Source organism: Nocardia sp. NPDC052254 (assembly GCF_040679495.1).
Classification (GTDB): Bacteria; Actinomycetota; Actinomycetes; order Mycobacteriales; family Mycobacteriaceae; genus Nocardia.
This window is the reverse complement of the sequence record NZ_JBFAUW010000006.1, coordinates 421,147-442,412: the sequence shown is the minus strand read 5'-3', so window position 1 is coordinate 442,412 and position 21,266 is coordinate 421,147. Positions and strand designations below refer to the sequence as shown.

General features: G+C 67.9%; 20 protein-coding genes. 7 read left to right on the top strand and 13 right to left on the bottom strand.

Translation table 11 applies throughout. The annotated features are described in order from the left end of the window. Positions 1 to 12: 12 nt before the first annotated feature. The 3 genes from AB0L57_RS18785 to AB0L57_RS18775 are packed head-to-tail and all read right to left on the bottom strand — an operon-like array spanning position 13 to position 2,786. On the bottom strand, positions 13 to 420 hold the full coding sequence (locus AB0L57_RS18785) for a DUF3224 domain-containing protein (RefSeq protein ID WP_364963423.1): 408 nt from the start codon (positions 418 to 420) through the stop codon (positions 13 to 15). A 37-nt stretch (positions 421 to 457) separates the two neighbouring features. Continuing rightward, positions 458 to 1,816 carry a M20/M25/M40 family metallo-hydrolase gene (locus AB0L57_RS18780; RefSeq protein ID WP_364963421.1) on the bottom strand — a complete coding sequence of 453 codons (1,359 nt, stop codon included), beginning with the start codon at positions 1,814 to 1,816 and terminating at the stop codon, positions 458 to 460. A 58-nt stretch (positions 1,817 to 1,874) separates the two neighbouring features. Then, positions 1,875 to 2,786 (bottom strand): oxygenase MpaB family protein, encoded by a 912-nt coding sequence (locus tag AB0L57_RS18775; RefSeq protein WP_364963418.1) that lies wholly within the window; start codon positions 2,784 to 2,786, stop codon positions 1,875 to 1,877. Positions 2,787 to 2,953: 167 nt separating this feature from the next. Here AB0L57_RS18775 and AB0L57_RS18770 point away from each other — a divergent pair, with 167 nt between their 5' ends. Next, positions 2,954 to 3,109, top strand: a complete 156-nt coding sequence (locus tag AB0L57_RS18770) for a hypothetical protein (RefSeq protein WP_364963415.1) — start codon at positions 2,954 to 2,956, stop codon at positions 3,107 to 3,109. A 68-nt stretch (positions 3,110 to 3,177) separates the two neighbouring features. Beyond that, complete coding sequence (locus AB0L57_RS18765; RefSeq protein ID WP_364963413.1) at positions 3,178 to 4,692, top strand: serine hydrolase domain-containing protein; 1,515 nt, start codon at positions 3,178 to 3,180, stop codon at positions 4,690 to 4,692. Positions 4,693 to 4,740: 48 nt separating this feature from the next. Here AB0L57_RS18765 and AB0L57_RS18760 read toward each other — a convergent pair whose 3' ends face one another. Further along, positions 4,741 to 4,884: a hypothetical protein gene (locus tag AB0L57_RS18760; RefSeq protein ID WP_364963409.1), complete on the bottom strand. Its 144-nt coding sequence runs from the start codon at positions 4,882 to 4,884 to the stop codon at positions 4,741 to 4,743. 562 nt (positions 4,885 to 5,446) lie between these two features. Beyond that, on the bottom strand, positions 5,447 to 6,883 hold the full coding sequence (gene glnA, locus AB0L57_RS18755) for a type I glutamate--ammonia ligase (RefSeq protein WP_364963406.1): 1,437 nt from the start codon (positions 6,881 to 6,883) through the stop codon (positions 5,447 to 5,449). A 459-nt stretch (positions 6,884 to 7,342) separates the two neighbouring features. On the opposite strand from glnA, the gene AB0L57_RS18750 reads away from it, so the two are divergent. From AB0L57_RS18750 to AB0L57_RS18735, 4 genes are all read left to right on the top strand, one after another. After that, positions 7,343 to 7,804, top strand: coding sequence for an RDD family protein (locus AB0L57_RS18750; RefSeq protein WP_364963403.1), 462 nt, complete (start codon positions 7,343 to 7,345; stop codon positions 7,802 to 7,804). 192 nt (positions 7,805 to 7,996) lie between these two features. Beyond that, positions 7,997 to 8,809 carry an ABC transporter permease gene (locus AB0L57_RS18745; RefSeq protein WP_364963512.1) on the top strand — a complete coding sequence of 271 codons (813 nt, stop codon included), beginning with the start codon at positions 7,997 to 7,999 and terminating at the stop codon, positions 8,807 to 8,809. After that, positions 8,806 to 9,867 carry an ABC transporter substrate-binding protein gene (locus tag AB0L57_RS18740; protein WP_364963401.1) on the top strand — a complete coding sequence of 354 codons (1,062 nt, stop codon included), beginning with the start codon at positions 8,806 to 8,808 and terminating at the stop codon, positions 9,865 to 9,867. The genes AB0L57_RS18745 and AB0L57_RS18740 overlap by 4 nt, the downstream gene beginning before the upstream one ends. Next, a complete protein-coding gene (locus tag AB0L57_RS18735; RefSeq protein ID WP_364963398.1) occupies positions 9,864 to 10,652 on the top strand; it encodes an ABC transporter ATP-binding protein in 789 nt (262 codons plus the stop codon). Before AB0L57_RS18740 ends, AB0L57_RS18735 begins: the two co-directional genes overlap by 4 nt. A gap of 41 nt (positions 10,653 to 10,693) precedes the next feature. Here AB0L57_RS18735 and AB0L57_RS18730 read toward each other — a convergent pair whose 3' ends face one another. Beyond that, complete coding sequence (locus tag AB0L57_RS18730) at positions 10,694 to 11,251, bottom strand: TetR/AcrR family transcriptional regulator (RefSeq protein WP_364963395.1); 558 nt, start codon at positions 11,249 to 11,251, stop codon at positions 10,694 to 10,696. A 94-nt stretch (positions 11,252 to 11,345) separates the two neighbouring features. Between AB0L57_RS18730 and AB0L57_RS18725 the strand changes: the two genes are divergently transcribed. Next, positions 11,346 to 12,206: an aldo/keto reductase gene (locus tag AB0L57_RS18725; protein WP_364963392.1), complete on the top strand. Its 861-nt coding sequence runs from the start codon at positions 11,346 to 11,348 to the stop codon at positions 12,204 to 12,206. 4 nt (positions 12,207 to 12,210) lie between these two features. On the opposite strand, the gene AB0L57_RS18720 is transcribed toward AB0L57_RS18725, so the two are convergent. The 7 genes from AB0L57_RS18720 to lipA all read right to left on the bottom strand — a co-directional run bounded on the left by AB0L57_RS18720 (position 12,211) and on the right by lipA (position 21,202). Then, complete coding sequence (locus AB0L57_RS18720; RefSeq protein WP_364963390.1) at positions 12,211 to 13,707, bottom strand: aldehyde dehydrogenase family protein; 1,497 nt, start codon at positions 13,705 to 13,707, stop codon at positions 12,211 to 12,213. 103 nt (positions 13,708 to 13,810) lie between these two features. Next, positions 13,811 to 14,446 carry a helix-turn-helix domain-containing protein gene (locus AB0L57_RS18715; protein WP_364963387.1) on the bottom strand — a complete coding sequence of 212 codons (636 nt, stop codon included), beginning with the start codon at positions 14,444 to 14,446 and terminating at the stop codon, positions 13,811 to 13,813. A 9-nt stretch (positions 14,447 to 14,455) separates the two neighbouring features. Continuing rightward, positions 14,456 to 15,640: an alpha/beta hydrolase family protein gene (locus tag AB0L57_RS18710; RefSeq protein WP_364963384.1), complete on the bottom strand. Its 1,185-nt coding sequence runs from the start codon at positions 15,638 to 15,640 to the stop codon at positions 14,456 to 14,458. A gap of 33 nt (positions 15,641 to 15,673) precedes the next feature. Then, positions 15,674 to 16,900: a homogentisate 1,2-dioxygenase domain-containing protein gene (locus AB0L57_RS18705; RefSeq protein ID WP_364963382.1), complete on the bottom strand. Its 1,227-nt coding sequence runs from the start codon at positions 16,898 to 16,900 to the stop codon at positions 15,674 to 15,676. A 155-nt stretch (positions 16,901 to 17,055) separates the two neighbouring features. Continuing rightward, positions 17,056 to 17,799, bottom strand: a complete 744-nt coding sequence (locus AB0L57_RS18700) for a DUF4191 domain-containing protein (protein ID WP_364963379.1) — start codon at positions 17,797 to 17,799, stop codon at positions 17,056 to 17,058. Between the two features lie 95 nt (positions 17,800 to 17,894). Next, a complete protein-coding gene (locus tag AB0L57_RS18695; RefSeq protein WP_364963376.1) occupies positions 17,895 to 20,105 on the bottom strand; it encodes an elongation factor G-like protein EF-G2 in 2,211 nt (736 codons plus the stop codon). Between the two features lie 113 nt (positions 20,106 to 20,218). Further along, complete coding sequence (lipA, locus tag AB0L57_RS18690; protein ID WP_364963509.1) at positions 20,219 to 21,202, bottom strand: lipoyl synthase; 984 nt, start codon at positions 21,200 to 21,202, stop codon at positions 20,219 to 20,221. Positions 21,203 to 21,266 lie beyond the last annotated feature (64 nt).

Genomic DNA, 21,266 nt, shown 5'->3' with positions numbered 1-21,266 from the left:
GACCCCGGGATCTCACCCCAGGTCGTAGTCGAACCAGATGCGATGGGTGCCGTCGGTGTCGACCGCCATTCCGCCGGTGCCGGTGATCTCGTTGAGTTCCCCGGTACCGCTCGACGGCACGATCGTGAAGAATTCCGCGCTGCGGTCGGTGCCGGTCGTGGTGGCCGAATGCGCGAAGTTGAAGGTTCCGGCGAGCCCGTTCAGCGAACCTTCGAACGACTCCATCGCCACGTAGGTGCCCTTGCCGGTGAACTGGTCGAAGGCCGCGGTGAACAGCGTGGCCGACCGTCCGACCGCCTCGCCCTCGAAATGCTTTTCCAGCCGGGCGATTCCGACCGGGGTGGCGGTCGGGATGTCCGGGTCGGGAAGCACATCCGTGGGGACGAAGGATTTGACGGTGAACGTTGCTGTAGCTCGCACCCGCTGAGCCTAGCGGCGGACCCCGGCATTGCCGGCATCAGCCGCCGGGGCGGGTGTAGTGCGCGAGCAATCGTCGATTGAACTCGATCAACCGCGCGTAGTTGGTGCGTGAGAGCCGTTCGTCGGTGCCGTGGATACGTTCGAGATCCGCCGCGTCGACGACGATCGGCGCGAAATTGCAGCGGGTTCCGGCCAGGCTGTCGTAGTGGCGGGAATCGGTGGCGCCGGGCACGATTCCGGTGGTGACCACCGCCTCGGGCACCAGCGCGCGAGCGAGGCCGGCGATCAGATCGAAAGCCGGTCCGGGTCCGGCGATGTGCGAAGGTTCCGATGCCGCGCCCACCACCTCCACCGAGACCCCTGGATCGGCGATCACCCGCCGGCAGTGCCGCAGGACATCGTCGACCGAATCGCCCGGCAGGATACGGAAATTCACCAATGCCTCGGCGCTCTGCGGCAGCACATTGGCCTTCACGCCGCCGCGGATCACGGTGGGTGCGGTGGTGGTGCGGACCATGGCCTCGGTCTGCGGACGCGCCGCCATCAGCCGGGTGACGACACCACTCGCGACCGGCAGCAGCCGCAGCGCCGACCGTCGTGGTTCGGACATGGCCGGACGCATGCGGGCGAGCATGTCGGCGATCACCGGTGTCATGCGCAGCGGCATCGGCCGATCCTGCAGCCGTGCCACCGCGCGTGCCATCCGGCCGACGGCGGTTTCGCGGCCGGGCATCGAGGAGTGGCCGCCGACGTCGACCGTCCGCAATCGGATGGTGGCCCAGCCTTTTTCACCGAGCATGATGGAGGCGACGGGTGTGGTGGCGCCGTCGGCGACGCCGGTGGTGATCACGCCGCCCTCGTCGAGCAGGAGATCGGCGTGCACCCGCAGTTCCCGCAGCCGTTCGGCCATCCGGGCGGCGCCGACCTGCCCGAAGACCTCTTCATCGTGCCCGAATGCGAGGTAGATGGTGCGGCGCGGGCGGCGGCCCTCGGCGAGCAGGGACTCGACGGCCTCGAGGATCGCCATCAGCCGGCTCTTGTCGTCGATCGCGCCACGGCCCCAGACGAATTCGCCGTCCACCACGCCCGCGAACGGGGGATGGGTCCAGCGCTGCTCGTCGTCGACGGGCACCACATCCTGGTGGGCGAGCAGCACCGCCGCCGTACCGGTTCCGGTGCCCGGCCACCGGTACAGCCGGCTGTGGCCGAACCGCTCCAGTTCCAGCCGGGAATGCACCAGCGGGAAACAGGTTTCGAGATGGCTTGCCAACCGGTCGAATTCGGCCGTGTCGGGTTCGGCGTCGTCGCGGGAGACGGTGGCGCAGCGCAGTGCGGCGGCCAGGCGCTCGGCGGTCCGGTCGTCGATATCGCTGATGATCTGATTCGTCGCGGTCATCGATTGTCGAGTCTGCCCCGCCACCCGGGCCGCCCGCCTGCCAGGGGGCCGATCCGGCTCAGATGGGCCGCAGGTCGATCACCTTGCGCAGGCGCGCGCGGTCGCGTTCGAGCTTGCGGGCCTCGTAGGCGATGGGGAAGTAGCGAATCCGCTCGGGCAGCAGCGGGACCAGTCGCGCCAGCAGCCAGCCGAGGATCCGCAGCTTGCGTTCATCCGCCGCGCTCCAGGTCAGACCCAGTTTCCGGCGGGCCGGTTCGGGTGTGGTGCCGACCGTGCAGAAGTACTGCATCCGGCCCACCGGCGAGGCCACCAGATTCCACAGCGGGATCAGCGGTGTGGGCAGCGACTTCGGGGCCCGGACATTGCGGATGGTCTTCAGATAGTCGCGGGCGGTATCGGTGGCGACCAGGTGGTTCTCGACGGTGTCGGCGAAGAAGACCTCGAAGTCGGCGTAGGTCGCCGGCATCTGTTTGGGGGCCACCGAGAACATCCGCTGCAGCTGCAGGACCTCCTGGTAGTACTGATTCTTCTCGGCATCGGTCAGGGTGCCGGTGCTGAAGTACTTCGAGCCCTCGGTGAAAGCGAACGTTCCGGTGTGCAGAACCCACGCCCACGGGCCCGACGCCAGGGCGGAATGTTTCTTGCCGTTCTCGTCGACGGTATTCAGCGAGGCGTGCATGTGGCGCAGTCGCTCCGCCTCGGCCACCGCCTCCTCACCGCCGTAGGTCCAGGTCATCACGGCAGCGAGGCTGCGCATGGCCCGGCCCATCGGGTCGGTGCGGAAGGTGGAGTGCTCGTCGACGACCGCGGAGATCGTCGGTTCCATGGTCTGTAGCAGGAAAGCGGAACCTGCGGTGAGGGAGAAGGTGATCAGCCCGACCTGGTCCCACATCCGGGTTCCGGGCTGGATCGGCTGCCGGGGACCGAGCTCGTTCGAGGTGTGCTCGGTCCGTGCGACTGACGCGGTCATGCGGTGATCTCCTTTGACCCCTGGACACGATGAGAAGATTGCATAGGAATCCTCTCATCGTGTCCAGGGTTTCGCAAGGCGTGTGCCACTTCGATGAAATCCCGGTCGACCGGTGGAAGAATGGTGTTCCACTTCCAATCACGGGACGGGGGAGGAGGGAGCCGATCATGGTTCACGTTTCGGTACTGCGGGGTTTGCGCGCCCGCGCCCGCCGTGCGGTGGCCCGCCACACCCTGACCGATCAGGAGCGCCGCAATCTCGAGGCGGCACACGGACATCCCGCGATCTACACGGCCTCGCTGGGCAGCCACCCGCATCTGTGACCGCCCGCCGTCGCCGGATTCCGGTATCGTCGCGCGCAGAAGGCCGTGCGGCGGTGGGGGAATGGATGTTGCGAAAACATCGAAGTGGCAAGCGATTACGCGCTGTCGCGGCGCTGGTCGTCGCGGTGTCGTTGGCCCTCGCCGCCTGCGGGAACGGTGCCGAGGCGCCGAGCTTTCCCGGTGATGTGGCGCAGGGGGTGGATCGCATCGCCGAATCGAGTATCGCCGCCGGGCTGATACCGGGTGCGGCGATATCGATCATCGATCCCCAGCGCGGGACCTACGCACGCGCCTACGGGGTGGCTGATGTCGGCACCGGCAGGCCGGCGGATGTGCGCGACCACTATCGGATCGCGAGTATCACCAAGACATTCACCGCGACAGCTGCGCTGCGACTCGCGGATCAGGGCAAGCTGTCGCTCGACGACCATCTCTCGCGGTATGTCGACGGGATTCCCAACGGAGATGTCATCACGCTGCACGATCTGCTGGGGATGCGCGGTGGGGTCTACGACTTCACCACAGACCCGTCGTATCGGGGATACAACATCGGGAAGCCTGCGGGACAGGTCTACGACCGGGAAAGCGCCCTGCGGGTGATTCGCTCGCATCCGAAGCGGGCCCAGCCGCCGAATATCCGGACCGTGTACTCGAACTCCGAATACTTCCTGCTCGGCATCGTCCTCGAGAAGGTCACCGGACGCCCCGTGCGCGACGTGCTGAACTCCGTGGCGGCCGACCATGGTCTGCCCGATACCGAATACCCCCTCGGCGCCGCACTTCTCGCTCCCGCCAGCCGCGGCTACAGCTATGACGAGGGCAAACTGGTGGACGTGACGTCGTTCGCCGGTCCGGAGGCGGCTGGCGCGGCCGGGGCCATGGTGTCGACGGTCGGTGACATGGGGCAGTACGTCCTGAAACTGGATCGCGGCGATCTGCTGACGCCGCAGAGCTTCCGATCCCGCTCGGCGTTCACCCCGATGAACGATGCCGGATACGGGCTAGGGTTGTGGAAGCTGGGATCGTGGGTCGGCCACAACGGTGGGATGCCCGGTTACAGCTCGATGGTCATGGCGCTGCCCGACCGGGGGGTGAGCGTGGCGGTCCTGATCAACCAGGCGACAACCTGGAAGCAAGGGTTCTCCATCTCGGCTTACACCATCTTCGCTCGTATCGTGAACAGCTTGTACCCGAGCACACTGCCCCCAACGCCGACCTCCGCATCGCCGTCGCCGCCGATTCCGTCTCCCGCCGAGCTGACCCCCCGCCTGATGGCCGTCCTCGACCCCGCTGCGAATCCGGCGATTCCGCCACTACCCATCGATGGCACCGACGTAGACCCCGGCCTACCCGCCGCGATCTCCGATGCCTATCGCTCCCAAGGCATCTCACTGCGAGTCGACCGAACCACCGACCTCGGGAGCGGGATGATGGCCGCCACCAGCACGATGTCGGTGCAGAACGACACCGGTCCCTTGATCATCATGCTGACCGCCCGAGACGGAATGTGGTTGCTGTCTCGCGGCTGGGCCTGTGAATCCCTGGCCCGGTTCTCCCAACAGCATTCACCGGCCTGCGGGTAACTATGCGACCTTCCAGGTGCGGTCGCCCGACGTAACAACGAAGTCCACCTATCCGCCGAGCGTCGCGACGTATGCCTCGTGGCGTTCGTGTGCGTGGCCGCAGTCGCTTGCGCGCTGTGCATCGCTGCGCGGGTCTGCCTGCCGCGCCTTCGCCTTCACCTCGTCCCACTTGGTGAATTTCGTGCTCGCCATCGCCTCTACTCTGCTCGATCGGAAGTCGCATGACCTGTTCGAGAGCCCTGGCGTGGGAGGGGCGGGGGGTTGGTCGTTGCCCCCGATTCCCATCGCTGTACAAGCCGTTTGGTGGCGCTCGCACATCCCGCATCGCGGAGCGCTCGGGCGAGGTCGTCCTGGCTGAGGAGTCGCGCGGTGCGGGCGGCGCGGAGGCATGACCATGGCTCTTCCATCTGACGGGATTCAGAACCGGGCTCAGGAAGGTCTCCATGGCTGGAGACGGCGAACCGCCTTGCGGCCGGAGGAGGTGTGCGGTGGTTGTGACATGGGAAAGCCGTCACCGCGGATGTGCCAGCCGAAACCGACCCACTGATCGTCGTTGTCGATGATGACGTATTCCTCGGCGCCGCCGTATCGCCGGTCCACTTGCTGGCCGCAGCGACAGTCGCGGAAGCGGAGTGGGAAACGCAGGGAAGTGCCTCCTTTGACATTCTGTATAGAGGCCAGCTTTGTAGCGAAACGTCCGGAGCCCCGGCCGAATTCGGCCGGGGCTCCGTGAGAACGTATGTCCTACAACGACTTACACGTCGTAGTACAGCTCGAACTCGTAGGGGTGCGGACGCAGGTTGACCGGCGCGATCTCGTTGTCGCGCTTGAGCTGAATCCAGGTCTCGATGAGGTCGTCGGTGAAGACGTTGCCCTCGGTGAGGTACTCGTGGTCGCCCTCGAGGCGGTCGATGACCGACGCCAGCGAGGTGGGGGCCTGCGGGATGTTCTTGGCCTCCTCCGGCGGGAGCTCGTAGAGGTCCTTGTCGACCGGGGCCTTCGGCTCGATCTTCTTCTTGATGCCGTCCAGGCCGGCCATCATCATGGCGGCGAAGGCCAGGTACGGGTTACCCGAGGAGTCGGGCGCGCGGAACTCGATGCGCTTGGCCTTCGGGTTGTTGCCGGTGACCGGGATGCGGACCGCGGCCGAGCGGTTGCGCTGCGAGTACACCAGGTTGATGGGGGCCTCGTAGCCCGGCACCAGACGGTGGTACGAGTTGATCGTCGGGTTGGTGAACGCCAGCAGCGACGGGGCGTGGTGCAGGATGCCGCCGATGTAGTGCCGCGCCAGATCCGACAGGCCGCCGTAGCCGGCCTCGTCGTGGAACAGCGGCTTGCCGTCCTTCCACAGCGACTGGTGCACGTGCATGCCCGAGCCGTTGTCGCCGAACAGCGGCTTCGGCATGAAGGTGACCGACTTGCCCTCCTGCCAGGCGGTGTTCTTCACGATGTACTTGAACAGCTGCAGGTCGTCGGCGGCCGACAGCAGGGTGCCGAACTTGTAGTTGATCTCGGCCTGACCGGCGGTGCCGACCTCGTGGTGACCGCGCTCGAGCTCGAAGCCCGCGTTCTGCAGGTTGGTCGAGATCTTGTCGCGCAGGTCGACGTAGTGGTCGTAGGGGGCGACGGGGAAGTAGCCACCCTTGTTACGGACCTTGTAACCGAGGTTGCGGGTGCCGTCGGGGTTGAACTCCTCGCCGGTGTTCCAGGAACCGGAGATGGACTCGATCTCGTAGAACGAGCCGTTCATGGCCGAGCCGTAGCGGATGCCGTCGAAGATGTAGAACTCGGCCTCGGCGCCGAAGAAGGCGGTGTCGGCGATACCGGTCGAGCGCAGGTACTCCTCCGCCTTGCGCGCGATGTTGCGCGGATCGCGGGAGTAGGCCTCACGGGTGAACGGGTCGTGCACGAAGAAGTTCAGGTTCAGCGTCTTCGCGGCACGGAACGGGTCGATCCGGGCGGTGGTGTAGTCGGGCAGCAGCAGCATGTCCGACTCGTCGATCGACTGGAAACCGCGCACGGAGGAGCCGTCGAACGCCAGGCCCTCTTCGGCCAGGTCGGCGGTGAAGGACTTCGCCGGGATCGAGAAGTGCTGCTGAACACCAGGGAGATCCGAGAAGCGTACGTCGATGTACTCGACGTTCTCCTCCTTGATGAACTGGATGACCTCGTCGGCCGTACTGAACGCCACTTGTACTCCTTACGGATCGGTTCCCAGCCTGTGCCGATTGCTGGGTTCAGCGCTGAACGGTATGGATGCGGTGTTTCCCCGCAATCAAGGCTGTGTTTCGCCAGTGTTACACGTGCTGCTGGACCGGGTGGCGGCGTCCCCGTGCTCCGCACCGCAACGGCGGTGGTGCGCTGCGGTGCTCGACCAGCACACTTATCCTGCCATCACGGTCTCGGCGCGCGGACACAAGGATCGCGGGTCGTGGCTGGTAGATGTCGTTGTGGTCGAGAGTTTCCCGGCCGCAACCGCTTTGGCGACCGTGCCGGACGCGGTGTTTCGCGGCCGTGCCGGGCCGCGGGAAGTGGCGGCCGAAGCGCGCGGTGGCGGCCCGTTCGGGTGGGTGAGCGCGCCGGTTCGTGCCGGCGGTGCGAGGTGTGGGTGTGACGTAATCCTCACCGTCGCCGCGCCTAAGCTGGCAGCATGGCGCGAATTTCCGGTTCCTGGCTGTCCGGCCCCGACTCGGCCCGACCCGATGGGCCGGGGCCCGACGACTATCCGGGGAAATTGCTCGGCCTGCCCGAGACGGGTGCGGGTTCGCTGGCGCCCATGTCACGGCGCATCGTGGCGTTGTTCGTCGACTACTTCATCGCGATGGGTATCGCCGCGCTGATCGTGCACGGTGCCGGATCGCTCAATACCGTCACCTATCTGGTCTGGTTCGTCGTCGGCATGGTGACGGTGATGCTGTTCGGCTTCACCCCGGGGCAATACTTCCTCGGTATGCGCACCATCCGGATCGATGCCCCGGTGCCGGTCGGTTTCGTCCGGGCGATCGCCCGCCAGGCCTTGCTGACCTTCGTGGTCCCGGCGCTGTTCACCGACGGTGACCGCCGCGGTATGCACGACCGGGCCACCGGGACGGCGCTGGTCCGGGCGCGGTAGGGCGTATTGCGATCACGGTGATCGCGACCCTCGACCGGCGGGCCGGCACCGGTCAGGATCGGGCGGGACGGTCTCCGCTCGGGATCGTGGATCCCGAGACAGACAGGACGACCCCTCGCCGTGACGCCGCCCTCGACCGTCGCTCTGAGCGACGATGCGTTCGTGTCGCCGCGCAAGTCGCGTGCGCTTCGCCTGGGCGGGCCGCGTGTGCGCGGCCTCGCGGTGCGAGTGGCATCGCTGCTGGTGCTGCTGATCGTGTGGTGGGTGGTCAGCGCCGCACAACTGGTCGACGCGCAGTTCCTGCCGGGTCCGCGTGCGGTCTGGGACGCCTTCGTGCGGGCCAACAGCTGGCATCGGATCGCTCCCGGTGTCCCGCGCGAGGTGCAGGGCGAGCAGAACTATTTCCTGTGGGAGCACTTGGTCGCGAGTCTGCAGCGCATCGCCGTGGGCGCCGGGGCCGCGGTCGTGCTGGGACCTCCGGTCGGATTCCTGCTGGGTAGCTCCCGGGTGATCAGCGCGATCGTGGAGCCGTATCTGAACTTCCTGCGCATGTTGCCCCCGCTGGGATATATCGGCCTGCTCATCGTGTGGTTCGGCATCGGCGACACGTCCAAGGACTGGCTGCTGTTCCTGGCGGCCTTTCCGCCGATGGTCATCGCGACCCTCGCCGGAGTCCAGGCGGTGCCGCGGGACCGGGTCGACGCGGCGCGGTCACTGGGGGCGGGGCGGCTGCAGGTCGTCACCCGGGTGCTGTTCCCGTCGACCCTGCCCGAGGTGATCGGCGGGGTGCGGGTGGCCGTTGGATTCGCCTGGACCACGGTGGTGGCCGCCGAGCTCAACAACGGCATTCCCGGCATCGGTGGGCTGGCGTATCTGTCCGGTCAGCAGTTGAATACCTCGCTGACCTTGGCGTGCGTCATCGTCATCGGTGTCACCGCGGTGGCGCTCGACGCGGCGATCAAGTGGGCCGGTGCGGCTCTGGTGCCATGGAAGGGCAGGGCGTGAAGCGGAGTTTCGTGGCGTCGGCGGTGGCCGCCGTGCTCGTCCTGGCACTGACCGGATGCGTCGAATCCGGGCGTGGCGACCGGTCGCGGGCGCTGGGCCCCGCACTCGACTGCCCGGTGGCGCCGAACGACGGTGTCACCGGTGCGGTGCGCATCGGATATCAGAACATCGCCAACGGTGATCTGATCGTCAAGGACACCGGGCTGCTGGAAACATGCCTGCCGGAGGCGAAGATCACCTGGTCGAAGTTCGATTCGGGTGCCACGGTCATCCAGGCTTTCGGTGCCGGATCCCTCGACCTGGGCCTGCTCGGCAGTGCGGCGGCGGCCCGCGCGATATCGGCACCACTGAACCTCGATGTGCGGGCCATCTGGATTCATGACGTGATCGGTCCGGCCGAATCGCTGATCGTGAAGGATCCGGCGATCACCACCGTGGCTGGGCTGCGCGGGAAGAAGATCGCGGTGCCGTTCGCGAGCACCTCGCACTACAGTCTGCTCGCCGCCCTGCACGCGGCCGGTATCGAACATGATGTGACGCTGGTGAATCTGCAACCCGACGCGATTCTCGCCGCGTGGAAGGACAGCGGTGTCGATGCCGCGTTCATCTGGGATCCGACACTGGGCGAACTGCGGCGCGGCGGGCACGTGGTGAACAGCGCGGCGGATACCGCGGCGGCGGGCGCACCGACCTTCGACCTCGAAGGTGCGCGGTCGGACTTCGTGGCCGCGAACCCGGCATTCCTCACCGTATGGACGGCAGTGCAGAACTGGGCCGTCCACCAGTTGATCAGCGATCCGCAGGGCGCGGCCACCCATGTCGCCGCTCAGCTCGGGACCGATGTCGACGCGGCGCGCAGACAGTTGGCCGGATACACCTATCCCGATGCCGCCACCCAGGCCGGCCCCGCCTATCTGGGTGGGCAACTCGGCGCGGATCTGCGCAGCACCGCCCAGTTCCTGCTCGGCCAGGGGCAGATCCAGGGCCTGGCCGCGCCGCGGCGATACCACGACGCCGTCTACGCGCAGGCGGCGGCGACCGTGGGAGGTGCCCGATGAGCACCGCGGCGGCGCTTCGCGATCGGGTCGTGCTGCGCGCGGTGTCGAAGACCTACGCCGATGACACGGTGGCGTTGTCGCACACGGATCTGGTCATCGAACCCGGTGAGTTCGTGAGTGTCGTCGGGCCCTCGGGGTGCGGGAAGACCACCCTGCTCCAATTGCTCGGCGGCTTCATCGAACCCAGCGCGGGAACCGTGCTCGTCGGCGACGACCCGGTCGCCGGGCCGAGTCCCGAGCGCGGGGTGGTGTTCCAGGCGCCGACGCTGTATCCATGGCTGTCGGTGCGTGGCAATGTCGAATTCGGCCCGAAATGCCTTGGCGTGGACAAGAAGACGCGTCGTGCCGAGGCGCAGCGACTGTTGCGGCTCGTCGGCCTCGGCGAATTCGGCGACAAGAGGCCCTACGAACTGTCCGGCGGTATGCAGCAGCGGGCCCAGATCGCCCGGGTCCTGATCAACGATCCGCGCATCGTGCTCATGGACGAACCGTTCGGAGCGCTCGATCAGCTGACCCGTGAACGACTCCAGGTCGAACTGCTGCGGCTGTGGCGGGATGCGGGCAAAACCATTGTGTTCGTGACGCATTCGGTGGAGGAGGCGGCGTTCCTGTCCACTCGCGTACTGGTGATGAGCGCCCGGCCCGGCCGGGTGATCGTCGACCGGCGCATCGACCTGCCGGGCGACGGTCCGGATACGGTTCGCGATCTCACGGTGACCGCGACGCCGGAATTCCAGGCACTGAAATCCGAACTGGCACAGGCGATCTACGCTGCCCACAGCTGAGAGTTGTCGGCCTCGGCCGATGTCATCGGCCTCGGCCGATGTCATCGCGGCGGACGCAGGCCGTCGACGAGCAGATCCAGTAGCCGATCGATCTGCTCGCGGTCGATTCCGGCCAGCGTGGCGCCGGCCATCGCCGCGGTCACGTCCTGCGCGGAGATGTCGGAACGTAGCAGTTCCGCCGGCGTGCCCGCGGCGATGATGTGACCGATCGCCGCGCTGAGGCGTTCCCGGGTCTGCGCCGAGGTGACCGCGCCCGACGCGATGACCTCGCGTAGTGCCTCGGCCATTCCGCGTTTGGTCGCGACGAAATCGGCGTAGCGGCCCAGCCATGTCCGCAACGCCTGATCCGGCGGCTGCTCGGTGAGCAGATCGCCGACCTGATCGCAGAGCTGTTCCAGTTCGCTGCGGTAGACGGCCTCGACGAGTGCTTCCCGGGACGGGAAGTGCCGGTAGAGCGTGCCGATTCCCACTCCGGCCGATTTCGCGATCGATTCCAGGCTGACCGTGGGCGAATCCCCGGTGAATGCCGTGAGGGCGGCGTCGAGGAGGCGTTGCCGGTTGCGTTGGGCATCGCGGCGGCCGCCCGGTTGTGCGGACAAAGCGGAGGATCCTCCGTTTCTGTGTATCATCGACGGTAAGCGGAGGATCCTCCGCTTACCGTCGAGAGTAGTCGAGATCAACCAGGAGCCACACATGAGGCAATCGCAAGACGGCGTACTCGCCGGGCAGCCCGTCGGGCGGATCGGTTACGGCGCGATGCAGCTGGAATCCGACGGCGACGGCGTCGCGGTGCTGCGCCGCGCCAGGGAATTGGGCGTCGACCACATCGACACCGCGGGGTTCTACGGCGGTGGGTCGGTGAACGCGCTGATTCGCGAAGCGCTGCATCCCTATGGCGAGGATCTGATGCTGGTCGACAAGGTCGGCGCCGCACATGTCGACGGCAGGCTCGTGGCGGCGCAGCAACCCGCGCAACTGCGCGCATCGGTGGAGGCGGATCTGGCCGCGCTGGGCGCCGAGCGGCTCGATGTGGTGAATCTGCGCCGGGTGGACGCGCCACCCGGCATCGTCGCCACCGGTGATCAGGTCGTCGACCTCGACGATCAGCTCGCCGAACTGATCGCGCTGCGCGACGAGGGCAAGATCGGAGCGATCGGGTTGAGCTCGGTGACGGTGGACCAGCTGGTGCGGGCCGCGCCGGCGGGGATCGTCTGCGTGCAGAACCTGTACAACCTGCTCGATCGCGGCGAGGAGCCACTGCTCGCCGAATGTGCCTCCCGCGGGATCGCTTTCGTGCCGTTCTTCCCGTTGGGATCCGGCTTCCCCGGGCATCCGAAGGTGGGCGAGCAAGCGGTGGTGCGCGATATCGCGGCGCGATACGACCGCACGCCGAGCCAGATCGGGTTGGCCTGGTTGCTGGCGCACGATCCGCACATCCTGCTGATTCCGGGGACCCGCCAGGTCGAACACCTGGAACAGAATGTCGCGGTGGCCGGCATCCGCCTGGACGATCGGGCGCTGGCGGCGCTGGAGAGCGACATCGCACGCCCATGACCGCTCAGAACATCATCTGCACGGTCTTCTCCTCGGTGTAGGCCTCGATTCCGGCCGGGCCGAGTTCGCGGCCGATGCCACTGCCACCCTGCCCGCCCCACGGTGTGGTCATATCGGGAATGCCGAAGGCATTGATCCACACATTGCCCACCCGCAATTCGCGGGCGGCGGTCTGGGCGGTGTGCAGATCCTCGGTGTAGACGATGGCGTTGAGACCGAAGTGGGAGTCGTTGGCGAGAGCGAGCACCTCGTCGGTATCGCTGAACGGAATGATCGTGGCGACCGGGCCGAAGATCTCCTCCCGGGCGATGCGGTGCTCCTGACGGCCCACGAACACCGTCGGCTCGACGAAATATCCGGTCCGTTCGGCCAGTGCGCCGCCGGTCACGAGCCGTGCGCCCTCGGTGACGCCGAGCCCGAGATAGCCGCCGATGCGGTCGTGCTGCTGCCGGTTGATCACCGGGCCCATGCTCACCTCGGCGTCGAACGGGTCACCGAGAGTGAGGGATTCGGCGTGGGCGGCCAATCGCGTGGTGAGCTCCTCGGCCAGGCTGTCGTGGACGTACACCCGGGTTCCGGCCGCGCAGACCTGGCCCTGATGCAGGAAATTGCCGACCGCGACGAACGGCAGGGCGCGGTCGAGATCGGCATCGGGGAACACGATCTGCGGATTCTTACCGCCCAGCTCGAGGGTCAGCTTGCGGAACCGGCCACCGGCGTGGGACCCGAGCAGGGCGCCGACCTCCGGGCTGCCGGTGAAGCTGAGCTTCGCCAGCCCGGGGTGGCCGGCCAGGGCCGCGCCGGTGGTCTCGCCGCGGCCGGGCACCACATTGAACACACCGTCCGGAACGCCCGCCTCGGCCAGGATCTCCGCGAGCCGCAGGATCGACAGCGCCGCGTCCTCCGGCGGTTTGATCACCACGGTGTTGCCCGCGGCCAGTGCCGGTGCGACCTTCCAGCCCGCGACCACGATCGGGTTGTTCCACGGGGTGATCGCGCCGACCACCCCGAGCGGCTCGCGCAGCGTGTAGTTGAGCCGGTGCCGGCCCGCGTAATCGGGTAGCGCCACCGTCGAGCCGTGCAGTTTGTCGGCGTAGCCGGCGTAGTAGCGGAAGGTCGCCAGCGTCGCCGGGATGTCGCCGAAAACGCCGTCCTTGTAGAGCTTTCCGACCTCGAGTGTCTCGAGTGCGGACAGGTACCGGGTCTGCTCCTCGATCAGATCGGCGGCGCGGAACAGGATCCGGCCGCGTTCGGCGCCGCCCATCTCCTTCCAGCCGCTGTTGTCGAAGGCGTCCTGGGCGGCGCGCACGGCATCATCCACATCCGCGGGCGCGGCTTCGGCGACATCGCAGATGAATTCACCGGTGGCCGGGTTCTCCGAACGGTAGGTGGCGCCGCCGCGGGCCGCGCGCCAGCGTCCGCCGATCCAGAGATCTCGCGGGGGCAGAGTGGTCGGCGGCCGCGCTCCGTCGGCATGGGCGGTGGTGGTGTAGTCGGACACGGCTGCTCCTGACGAACTGAACGAGAGTGTGAGCAGGCTAACGCCGCGACCGTTTATTGTGAAGACTTATCCGATTATCGGACGAATATGGCTGGGGTATCGGCTATTCGAGGGCTGTACGCAGCCGGTCGGCGGCCCGGCGCACGGCGTCGGCCATCGCGGGAGTCTCCTGGCCGACCAGCGTGACCACGCCGACCGCCGCCGGGGGACCCGGCAGACCCGGCAGCGCGGCGACGACACCGTGCGCGCCGGCCACCAGCTGCCCCTCACTTTCGAAGAGCCCGCCCTGGCCGCGCGCCGCCGCCTCGATCGCCTCGCCGAGTGCGCCCTGGCCGCGTCGGGTGCGAGCGCCCACCCGGTAGGCGACGTGAAAGGTGGTGAACGGCGGCTCCACGACGGCGACCGCGAGCACGTCGTCGCCGTCGGCAACGCAGAAATGCGCCGTCGCCTCCGCCTCGCGGGCCAGATCCTCGAGGATGTCGCGGGTCGCCTCGCGCACCGAGCCGAGCACATTGCGGGTGAGGATCAGCGCACCGACGGAGATGCCTACGGCCCCGTCCGCGCCGCGTCGGACCAGGCCGTGCTCGACCAGTGTGCCGACCAGCCGGTAGATGATCGTGCGGGACAACCCCAGTTCCGTCGCCAGCTGCGCGGGCGTGCGGGGGTGCGGACTGCTCGCGAGCACCTTCAGCACATCGAGTCCGCGGCTGAGGGTTTGTGAAGTGTCGGGGGCCGGCATGGCCAGATCCTACGTCGGCGGCATGCTGATCAGCTCCCGCTCGGCGGCCCATTGTTCGACGTGCTCGACACAGGTGCGCAGGTGGTCCGGCTGCCCGACGTAGTAGTGCGTGGCGCCCGAGATCACCCGATAGGTCCGGTCAGGGGTGGCCAGGGCGTCGCGCACGATCGGGTTGTGCGTGGCCGGAACCGCGTCGTCGGCGGAGTTCTCGATCTGCAGCACCGGGCCCTTGTCGATCCGCGCGGCGTTGCGAGCCCCGCCCGCCACCGAATGCTCCAGACTCCACTGGCTCAGCCACGACCGCAGGGTGGTGTAGCGCGCCAAGCCGACCGGGCCGACATTCGCGGTGCGCGGATCACCCAGATAGCACCGGTCCGGCTTGCGGTCGTTGGGGTCGACCGCCGGATCGATCCAGCGCACATCGCACATCGTGCGGTGGACGAGAAACGGTTGTTCCTGTTCGGGCCCGCCCGCCGCGCGCAGTTCGGCCAGCCGTCCCAGCGCCCACTCCGAGATGCGCCGGTTTCGGGCCCGCTGCGCCTCGCGGAAACCGGCGACGAAATCCGGGTCGAAGGGCGGGCGCCGCGGTGCGTCGTCGGCGTAGATGTCCCAGGCCGGGTCGCGGCGACGCGGATCGGCCTCGTCGAGCACCGACGGGTCCATCCACTCGGTGAGCGTTTCCGCGCGTGACAGATGGGCGGCGATGAAGACCACCCCGTCGGCCGGTGACAGTCCGGCGCCCACCACGTCGACCGGATCTCCGGCCGGTGTGTGGGTGATGGTCGGATGGAGTGCCTCGGCCTGATAGAGCAGCGACAGCGAACCACCCCCGGACCAGCCCACCAGAACCACCCGCCGATAGCCGCCCACCTCGCGCGCCCACCGCACCCAGGCACCGAGGTCGAGTACCACCTTCTCCATGATCAGTGCCGAGTCGTTCTTGGGATACCGGCTCGCCGCGCACAGCACGTGGTGGCCGCAGGCCGCGAGCGCGGTCGGCATGGGCAGCAGGTTCAGCGTCGAGGTCGGATGCTGGAAGATGAAGACGGTGTCGCCGCCGCGGTCACCCGGTGGGCGCAACAGCTGCCCCTCCAGGACGACACCGTGACCGCCGGTGAAGCCGTAGGTTTCCCGGATCGACGGCTGGTCCTCGTTGTGCAGGATCACCGGGATCCGCTCGAATGGTTCGCTCACACAGACTCCTGTCGCGGTGGGATGGAACGGGCGCTACGGGCGTCGCCCCGGCCGTCCGGCGTGTGGTTTGTCCGACCAGCTCCACGGATAGCCGGGCACATCGGAGGCGGTCCCGCCCTCGGCAACCTCCAGCGGACGGAAGGTGTCGACCATGAAGGCCATTTCGTTCGGTTCGGTGAAGCCGGGGGAGTCGAGGTAGGCGCGGCGGCGCGGGCCGTGGGTGTAGGCCGCCGGGTGCAGGGTCACCGAACCCGTGCGGATGCCGGAACCCTTGCGGGCGGCGGTCTCCCCGGCGAAGTAGAACATCACCTCGTCGGAGTCGACATTGGCGTGGTAGTAGGGCACCTTGATCGCGCCGGGCGCGAATTCCAGTGGGCGCGGGACGAAGTTGCACACCACGAATCCCGGCCCCTGGAAGACCTGATAGGTCGGTGGCGGTTGCAGCACCGCGCCGACCACCGGTGCGAAATCACGGTAGTTCAGGGCGTACGGATACAGATGACCGTCCCACCCGACGACATCGAAGGGGTGGTGGTCGTAGACGACGATCGTGCCGTGCGCACCCGAGGCGGTGCGATGGCGGACGTAGACCTCGGTATCGGCGTCCACCAGTTCTTCGCCGGCCAGTAGCGGGCCGTCCGGTCCGCGCAGATCGCGTTCGGTGATCGGGGAGCTCTCCAGGAATTGGCCGTAGCGGGTGCGATGCCTGTCCGGCGGCTGGACGTGGCCCGCGGCCTCGACGCACAGCAGTCGCAGGGGCCCGGCCGCCGGATCGGGCAGCCAGCGATGCACCGTCACCCGCGGGACGACGACATTGTCGCCCTGGCGTACCTCGATCCGGCCGAAGACGCTCTCCAGGACCGCCGCGCCGGATTCGACGAACAGCACCTCGTCGCCGATGCCGTTGCTGTAGAGCGGGGACGGCCGGTCCGCGACCACATAGGAGATCCGCACATCGGCATTGGCCAGGATCGGCCGCCGGTGCCGGACGGCGTCACCGCCCGTCGCCTCCGCGAACAGGTCCGGCGGGTGGAAATGTCGCGGTAGCAGCGGAGTGTTGGCGCTCAGCGCCTGGTCGCCGAGATCCCAGTCCCGGGCGTCGACCAGCGCCGAGGGGACCCGGCGGTGGTAGAGCAGCGAGCTGGTTCCCGAGAAACCCTCCTCGCCGATGAACTCCTCGAAGGTCGGTGTGCCGTCGGCGCGGGTGTGGATGGTGTGGCGTTGCCGCGGGAGTTCGCCGACGGCTCGGTAGTACGGCATCGCTTCTCCTGCCGGGTGTCCGAAATTCAGGATACTGAGTCCTATATTCGAACTTTAGGGAGCGCGTGGCGTCCTGTCCACCATCCGACGAAAAACTGCCGCCGCCCGCGGGTGCGGGCGGCGGCAGTTCGTGAAGCGGTGCGGCGGTGGGTATCTCAGCGACGGCGAATGGTGCGCTGGACACCGCGCATCTTGGCGCCGGCCGGCAGCGGGCCCTTCGGCATGGCCGGGCCACCGCGGGTCGCCAGAGCGGTGAGGCGGCCCTCGATGAGGTCCATCCGCTTGGCGTCGATGTTGCGGGGCAGCTTGGTGAGGTGGCGCTGCAGTCCCTTCAGCGGCACCTGGCCCTCGTCGTTGCCGATGACGATGTCGTAGATCGGGGTGTCGCCGACCAGCCGCGCGGTCTTCTTCTTCTCCTGCGCCAGTAGCGATTTCACCCGCTGCGGGGAGCCCTCGGCGACCAGGACGACGCCCGGCAGGCCGATGACGCGATGCACGGCGTCGAGCTGGGTGGTGGCCGCGACCGCCTGGGTGGCGCGCCACTTGCCCTGCAAATTGTCCAGCACCCACCAGGCCGCGCCGGCCTGGCCCTCGGCCTTGGTGTACACGTTCTTCTGCACCCGGCGGCCGAAGATGATGAACGCGACCAGCGCGCCGACCAGAATGCCGACCGGAAGCAGGAACCACTGCAGGTCGAACAGGAAACCGATGCCGAACAACACCACGGTGATGACGACGAGTGCGCCGATCATCAGCGGCAGCAGCAGTTTGTCTTCCTTGCGCACCATCTGGAACGTCTGCCAGAGCTGCTGACGCCGCTCCTTCGACGCCTGCCGGCGCGCCGCCTTCGCCGCGGCCTTCGCTTCCTTCGACGGTGTGCCGCCCTTACCTGCTGCCATGACTCCCAGAATAGTGGTCGGGCCGGACATATCCCGCGCGGGATGGGTCCGGCCTGCCGATCGCCCGCCGAAGCTCGCCGGCTACGGCGCGGTGCTCACACTCCGCTGCCGACCCGGTCGCGCAGATCCTGTGCCACCTGGGCGGGTGCGGACTCGTGCCGGATATAGGTTCTGGTGAACTGTGCCCCGCCGTGCGACAACGACCGCAGGTCGATGGCGTAGCGGCGCAGCTCCAGCTCCGGGACCTCGGCCCGGATGCTCGTGCGACCGGAGCTCGCCGGTGCGGTGCCCAGGACCCGGCCGCGGCGGCCGGACAGATCACCCAGCACCGTGCCCACGTACTCGTCGGCGACGGTCACCTCCACCTCGGCGATCGGTTCGAGCAGGGCGATCCGGGTGGCCGCGGCTGCCTCCCGCAGGGCCAGCGCGCCGGCGGTCTGGAAGGCGGCATCGGAGGAATCGACCGAATGCGCCTTGCCGTCGAGCAGGGTCACGCGCACATCGACCAGTGGATATCCGGCCGACACCCCGCGCTCGGCCTGGGCCCGCACGCCCTTCTCGACCGAGCTGATGAACTGGCGGGGCACCGCACCGCCGACCACTTTGTCGGCGAATTCGATTCCGGAACCCTCCGGCAGGGGTTCGACCTCGATATCGCAGATCGCGTACTGGCCGTGCCCACCCGACTGCTTCACATGCCGCCCGTGCCCGGAGGCCTTGCCGCCGAAAGTCTCTCGCAGCGCCACCCGGTATTCGTCGACATCGACGTGTACGCCGAAGCGCGACCGCAACCGCTCGAGCGCCACATCGCGGTGCGCCTCCCCGAGACACCACAGCACCAGCTGGTGGGTGCGCGGATTCTGTTCCAGCCGTACCGTCGGATCCTCGGCGACCAGCCGCGCCAGGCCCTGCGACAGCTTGTCTTCGTCGGCCTTGCCGTGCGCGCGCACGGCCACCGGTAACAGTGGTTCGGGCAGCGGCCACGGTTCGATCAGCAGCGGAGAATCCTTGGCCGACACCGTATCCCCGGTCTCGGCATGACCGAGTTTGGTGACATAGGCGATATCCCCGGCGATGGCCTGGCTCAGCGGGAACTGCTGTTTGCCGAACGGTGCGGTGACCGACCCGATCCGCTCGTCGAGATCGTGCGCGCCGTTACCGGCCGCGCTGCCGTGGCCGTGGATGTGCACGGTGTCGTCGGCGTGCAGCGTGCCGGAGAACACCCGCACCAGCGAGACCCGGCCGACATAGGGATCCGAGGCCGTGCGGATGACCTCCGCGGCCAGGGGCGCGCCCGGATCGCACGACAGCGCCGCCGGTGCGGCACCGTTGGACGGGCAGCGCGCCGACACCGCGTGCTCGGCCGGGGTGGGGAAACCGCGCGTGATCAGTTCCAGAATCTCGACCATCCCCAATCCGGCGCGGGCACCTTCCGGCGGTGGCGCGGCGATCAGGATCGGATGGAAGCGATCGGTGGCCACCGCGCGCTCGAGATCCGCGGTCAGGGTGGCCAGATCGATGGGCTGCCCCTCGAGGTAGCGGTCCATCAGGGTCTCGTCCTCGCTCTCGGCGATGATGCCCTCGATGAGCCGGTCGCGGGCCGTCTCGATCAGCGTGGCTTGTTCGGCGGTCGCGTCGGTGCGGGTGTGCTCTCCGGCGGAGTAGTCGAAGATCTGCTCGGTGAGCAGATCGATCAGACCGGTGACGGGGCGGTGCCCGTCGGCCCCCTTGGCGCCGTGCACCGGGAGTTGCAGGGGGAGTACGGCATCGGAGTCGCCGTTGCCCAGCAGCGCGGCGCACGTCCGGGCCATCAGATCGAAATCGGCGCGGACGGCATCGAGATGGGTGACCACCAGAGCGCGCGGCATACCCACCCGCGCGCACTCCTCCCACAATGCCAGGGTCTGACCGTCCACACCCTCGGCGCCCGCCGCGGCCGAGACAATGAAAAGGGCCGCGTCCGCGGCTCGTAGACCGGCCCTGAGCTCGCCGAGGAAATCGGCGTATCCCGGTGTATCGATCAGATTGATCTTGATCCCGTTCCAGGCCACCGGTACCACCGACAACTGCACCGAGCGATGCTGACGCTGTTCGATGTCGTCGTAGTCCGAGAGACAGGTGCCGTCCTCCACCCGCCCGGACCGGGTGAGGGCACCGGCCGCCATGGCCAGCGCCTCCACCACCGTGGTCTTACCCGAACCGGTGTGCCCGACGAGAACCACATTGCGGATTCCGTCGGGCCGCTCCGCCTCGGGCACTCTGCCCACGGAATTGCCTCTGGCGCCGTTGCTCGCTTTGTCGGCCATGTCTCATCACTTCCCGGAGTCGACACGTGCGGTTGCTTCGAGCTTCCCACCGGCAAGCGGCTGTGTCACCCGGTTCCGGGCATCCGCACCCCGTGCGTGATGAAATGCCTCGATCAGCCGCCGAAGCGGGCGAGGACCGCCCCGGCCTCCTGGGAGGCGGTGCCCTCCTGGGCCAGATGCGCCATCTCCGGCGCGATCTCCCGGCCGTGATGCGCCATCGCCTGCGCGTACAGCCGGCCGGCCCGATAGGACGAACGCACCAGCGGGCCCGCCATCACACCGGCGAAGCCGAGTTCCGTTGCGACCCGGGAGTGTTCGACGAACTCCTCCGGCTTCACCCAGCGATCGACCGGGTGGTGCCGCGGCGAGGGGCGCAGGTACTGCGTGATCGTGAGGATGTCGCAGCCGGCCTCGTGCAGGTCACGCATGGCCTGGGTGACCTCCTCGGGGGTCTCGCCCATGCCGAGGATGAGATTGGACTTGGTGACCAGACCGGCCTCGCGGGCCGCGGTCAGCACCGCCAGGGAACGCTCGTAGCGGAAGGCCGGCCGGATGCGCTTGAAGATGCGCGGCACCGTCTCGACGTTGTGCGCGAGTACCTCGGGACGGCTGGCGAACACCTCGGCCAGCTGATCGGGCTCGGCGTTGAAATCCGGGATCAGCAGCTCCACACCGGTGTTCGGATTGAGCCGTTTGATGGCGTGCACGGTCTCGGCGTAGAGCCAGGCGCCACCGTCGTCCAGATCGTCGCGGGCGACACCGGTGATGGTCGAATACCGCAGGCCCATCGCCTGCACACTCTCGGCTACCCGGCGCGGTTCGTCGCGATCCAGCGCGGCGGGCTTACCGGTGTCGATCTGGCAGAAATCGCAGCGGCGGGTGCACTGTTCACCGCCGATGAGGAAGGTGGCCTCGCGATCCTCCCAGCATTCGAAGATGTTGGGACAGCCCGCCTCCTCGCAGACCGTGTGCAGCCCTTCGCGTTTGACCAGGCCCTTGAGCTCGGTGTACTCGGGGCCCATGGTGGCGCGGGTGCGGATCCACTTCGGCTTGCGTTCGATCGGGGTCTGCGCGTTGCGGGCCTCGATGCGGAGCATTTTGCGGCCACCGGATTCGCGTACCAGCGGATCGGGGGACGAAGTGGCCGGCGTGGCGGGTTGT

Bases quoted from the DNA above. Each gene is read 5' to 3' on its own strand.
- AB0L57_RS18725 (WP_364963392.1), top strand. From the start codon at position 11,346: ATGAGGCAATCGCAAGACGGCGTACTCGCCGGGCAGCCCGTCGGGCGG.
- AB0L57_RS18735 (WP_364963398.1), top strand. From the start codon at position 9,864: ATGAGCACCGCGGCGGCGCTTCGCGATCGGGTCGTGCTGCGCGCGGTG.
- AB0L57_RS18700 (WP_364963379.1), bottom strand. From the start codon at position 17,799: ATGGCAGCAGGTAAGGGCGGCACACCGTCGAAGGAAGCGAAGGCCGCG.
- AB0L57_RS18705 (WP_364963382.1), bottom strand. From the start codon at position 16,900: ATGCCGTACTACCGAGCCGTCGGCGAACTCCCGCGGCAACGCCACACC.
- AB0L57_RS18695 (WP_364963376.1), bottom strand. From the start codon at position 20,105: ATGGCCGACAAAGCGAGCAACGGCGCCAGAGGCAATTCCGTGGGCAGA.
- AB0L57_RS18770 (WP_364963415.1), top strand. From the start codon at position 2,954: ATGGTTCACGTTTCGGTACTGCGGGGTTTGCGCGCCCGCGCCCGCCGT.
- AB0L57_RS18780 (WP_364963421.1), bottom strand. From the start codon at position 1,816: ATGACCGCGACGAATCAGATCATCAGCGATATCGACGACCGGACCGCC.
- AB0L57_RS18715 (WP_364963387.1), bottom strand. From the start codon at position 14,446: ATGCCGGCCCCCGACACTTCACAAACCCTCAGCCGCGGACTCGATGTG.
- AB0L57_RS18775 (WP_364963418.1), bottom strand. From the start codon at position 2,786: ATGACCGCGTCAGTCGCACGGACCGAGCACACCTCGAACGAGCTCGGT.
- AB0L57_RS18760 (WP_364963409.1), bottom strand. From the start codon at position 4,884: ATGGCGAGCACGAAATTCACCAAGTGGGACGAGGTGAAGGCGAAGGCG.
- lipA (WP_364963509.1), bottom strand. From the start codon at position 21,202: ATGCTCCGCATCGAGGCCCGCAACGCGCAGACCCCGATCGAACGCAAG.
- AB0L57_RS18750 (WP_364963403.1), top strand. From the start codon at position 7,343: ATGGCGCGAATTTCCGGTTCCTGGCTGTCCGGCCCCGACTCGGCCCGA.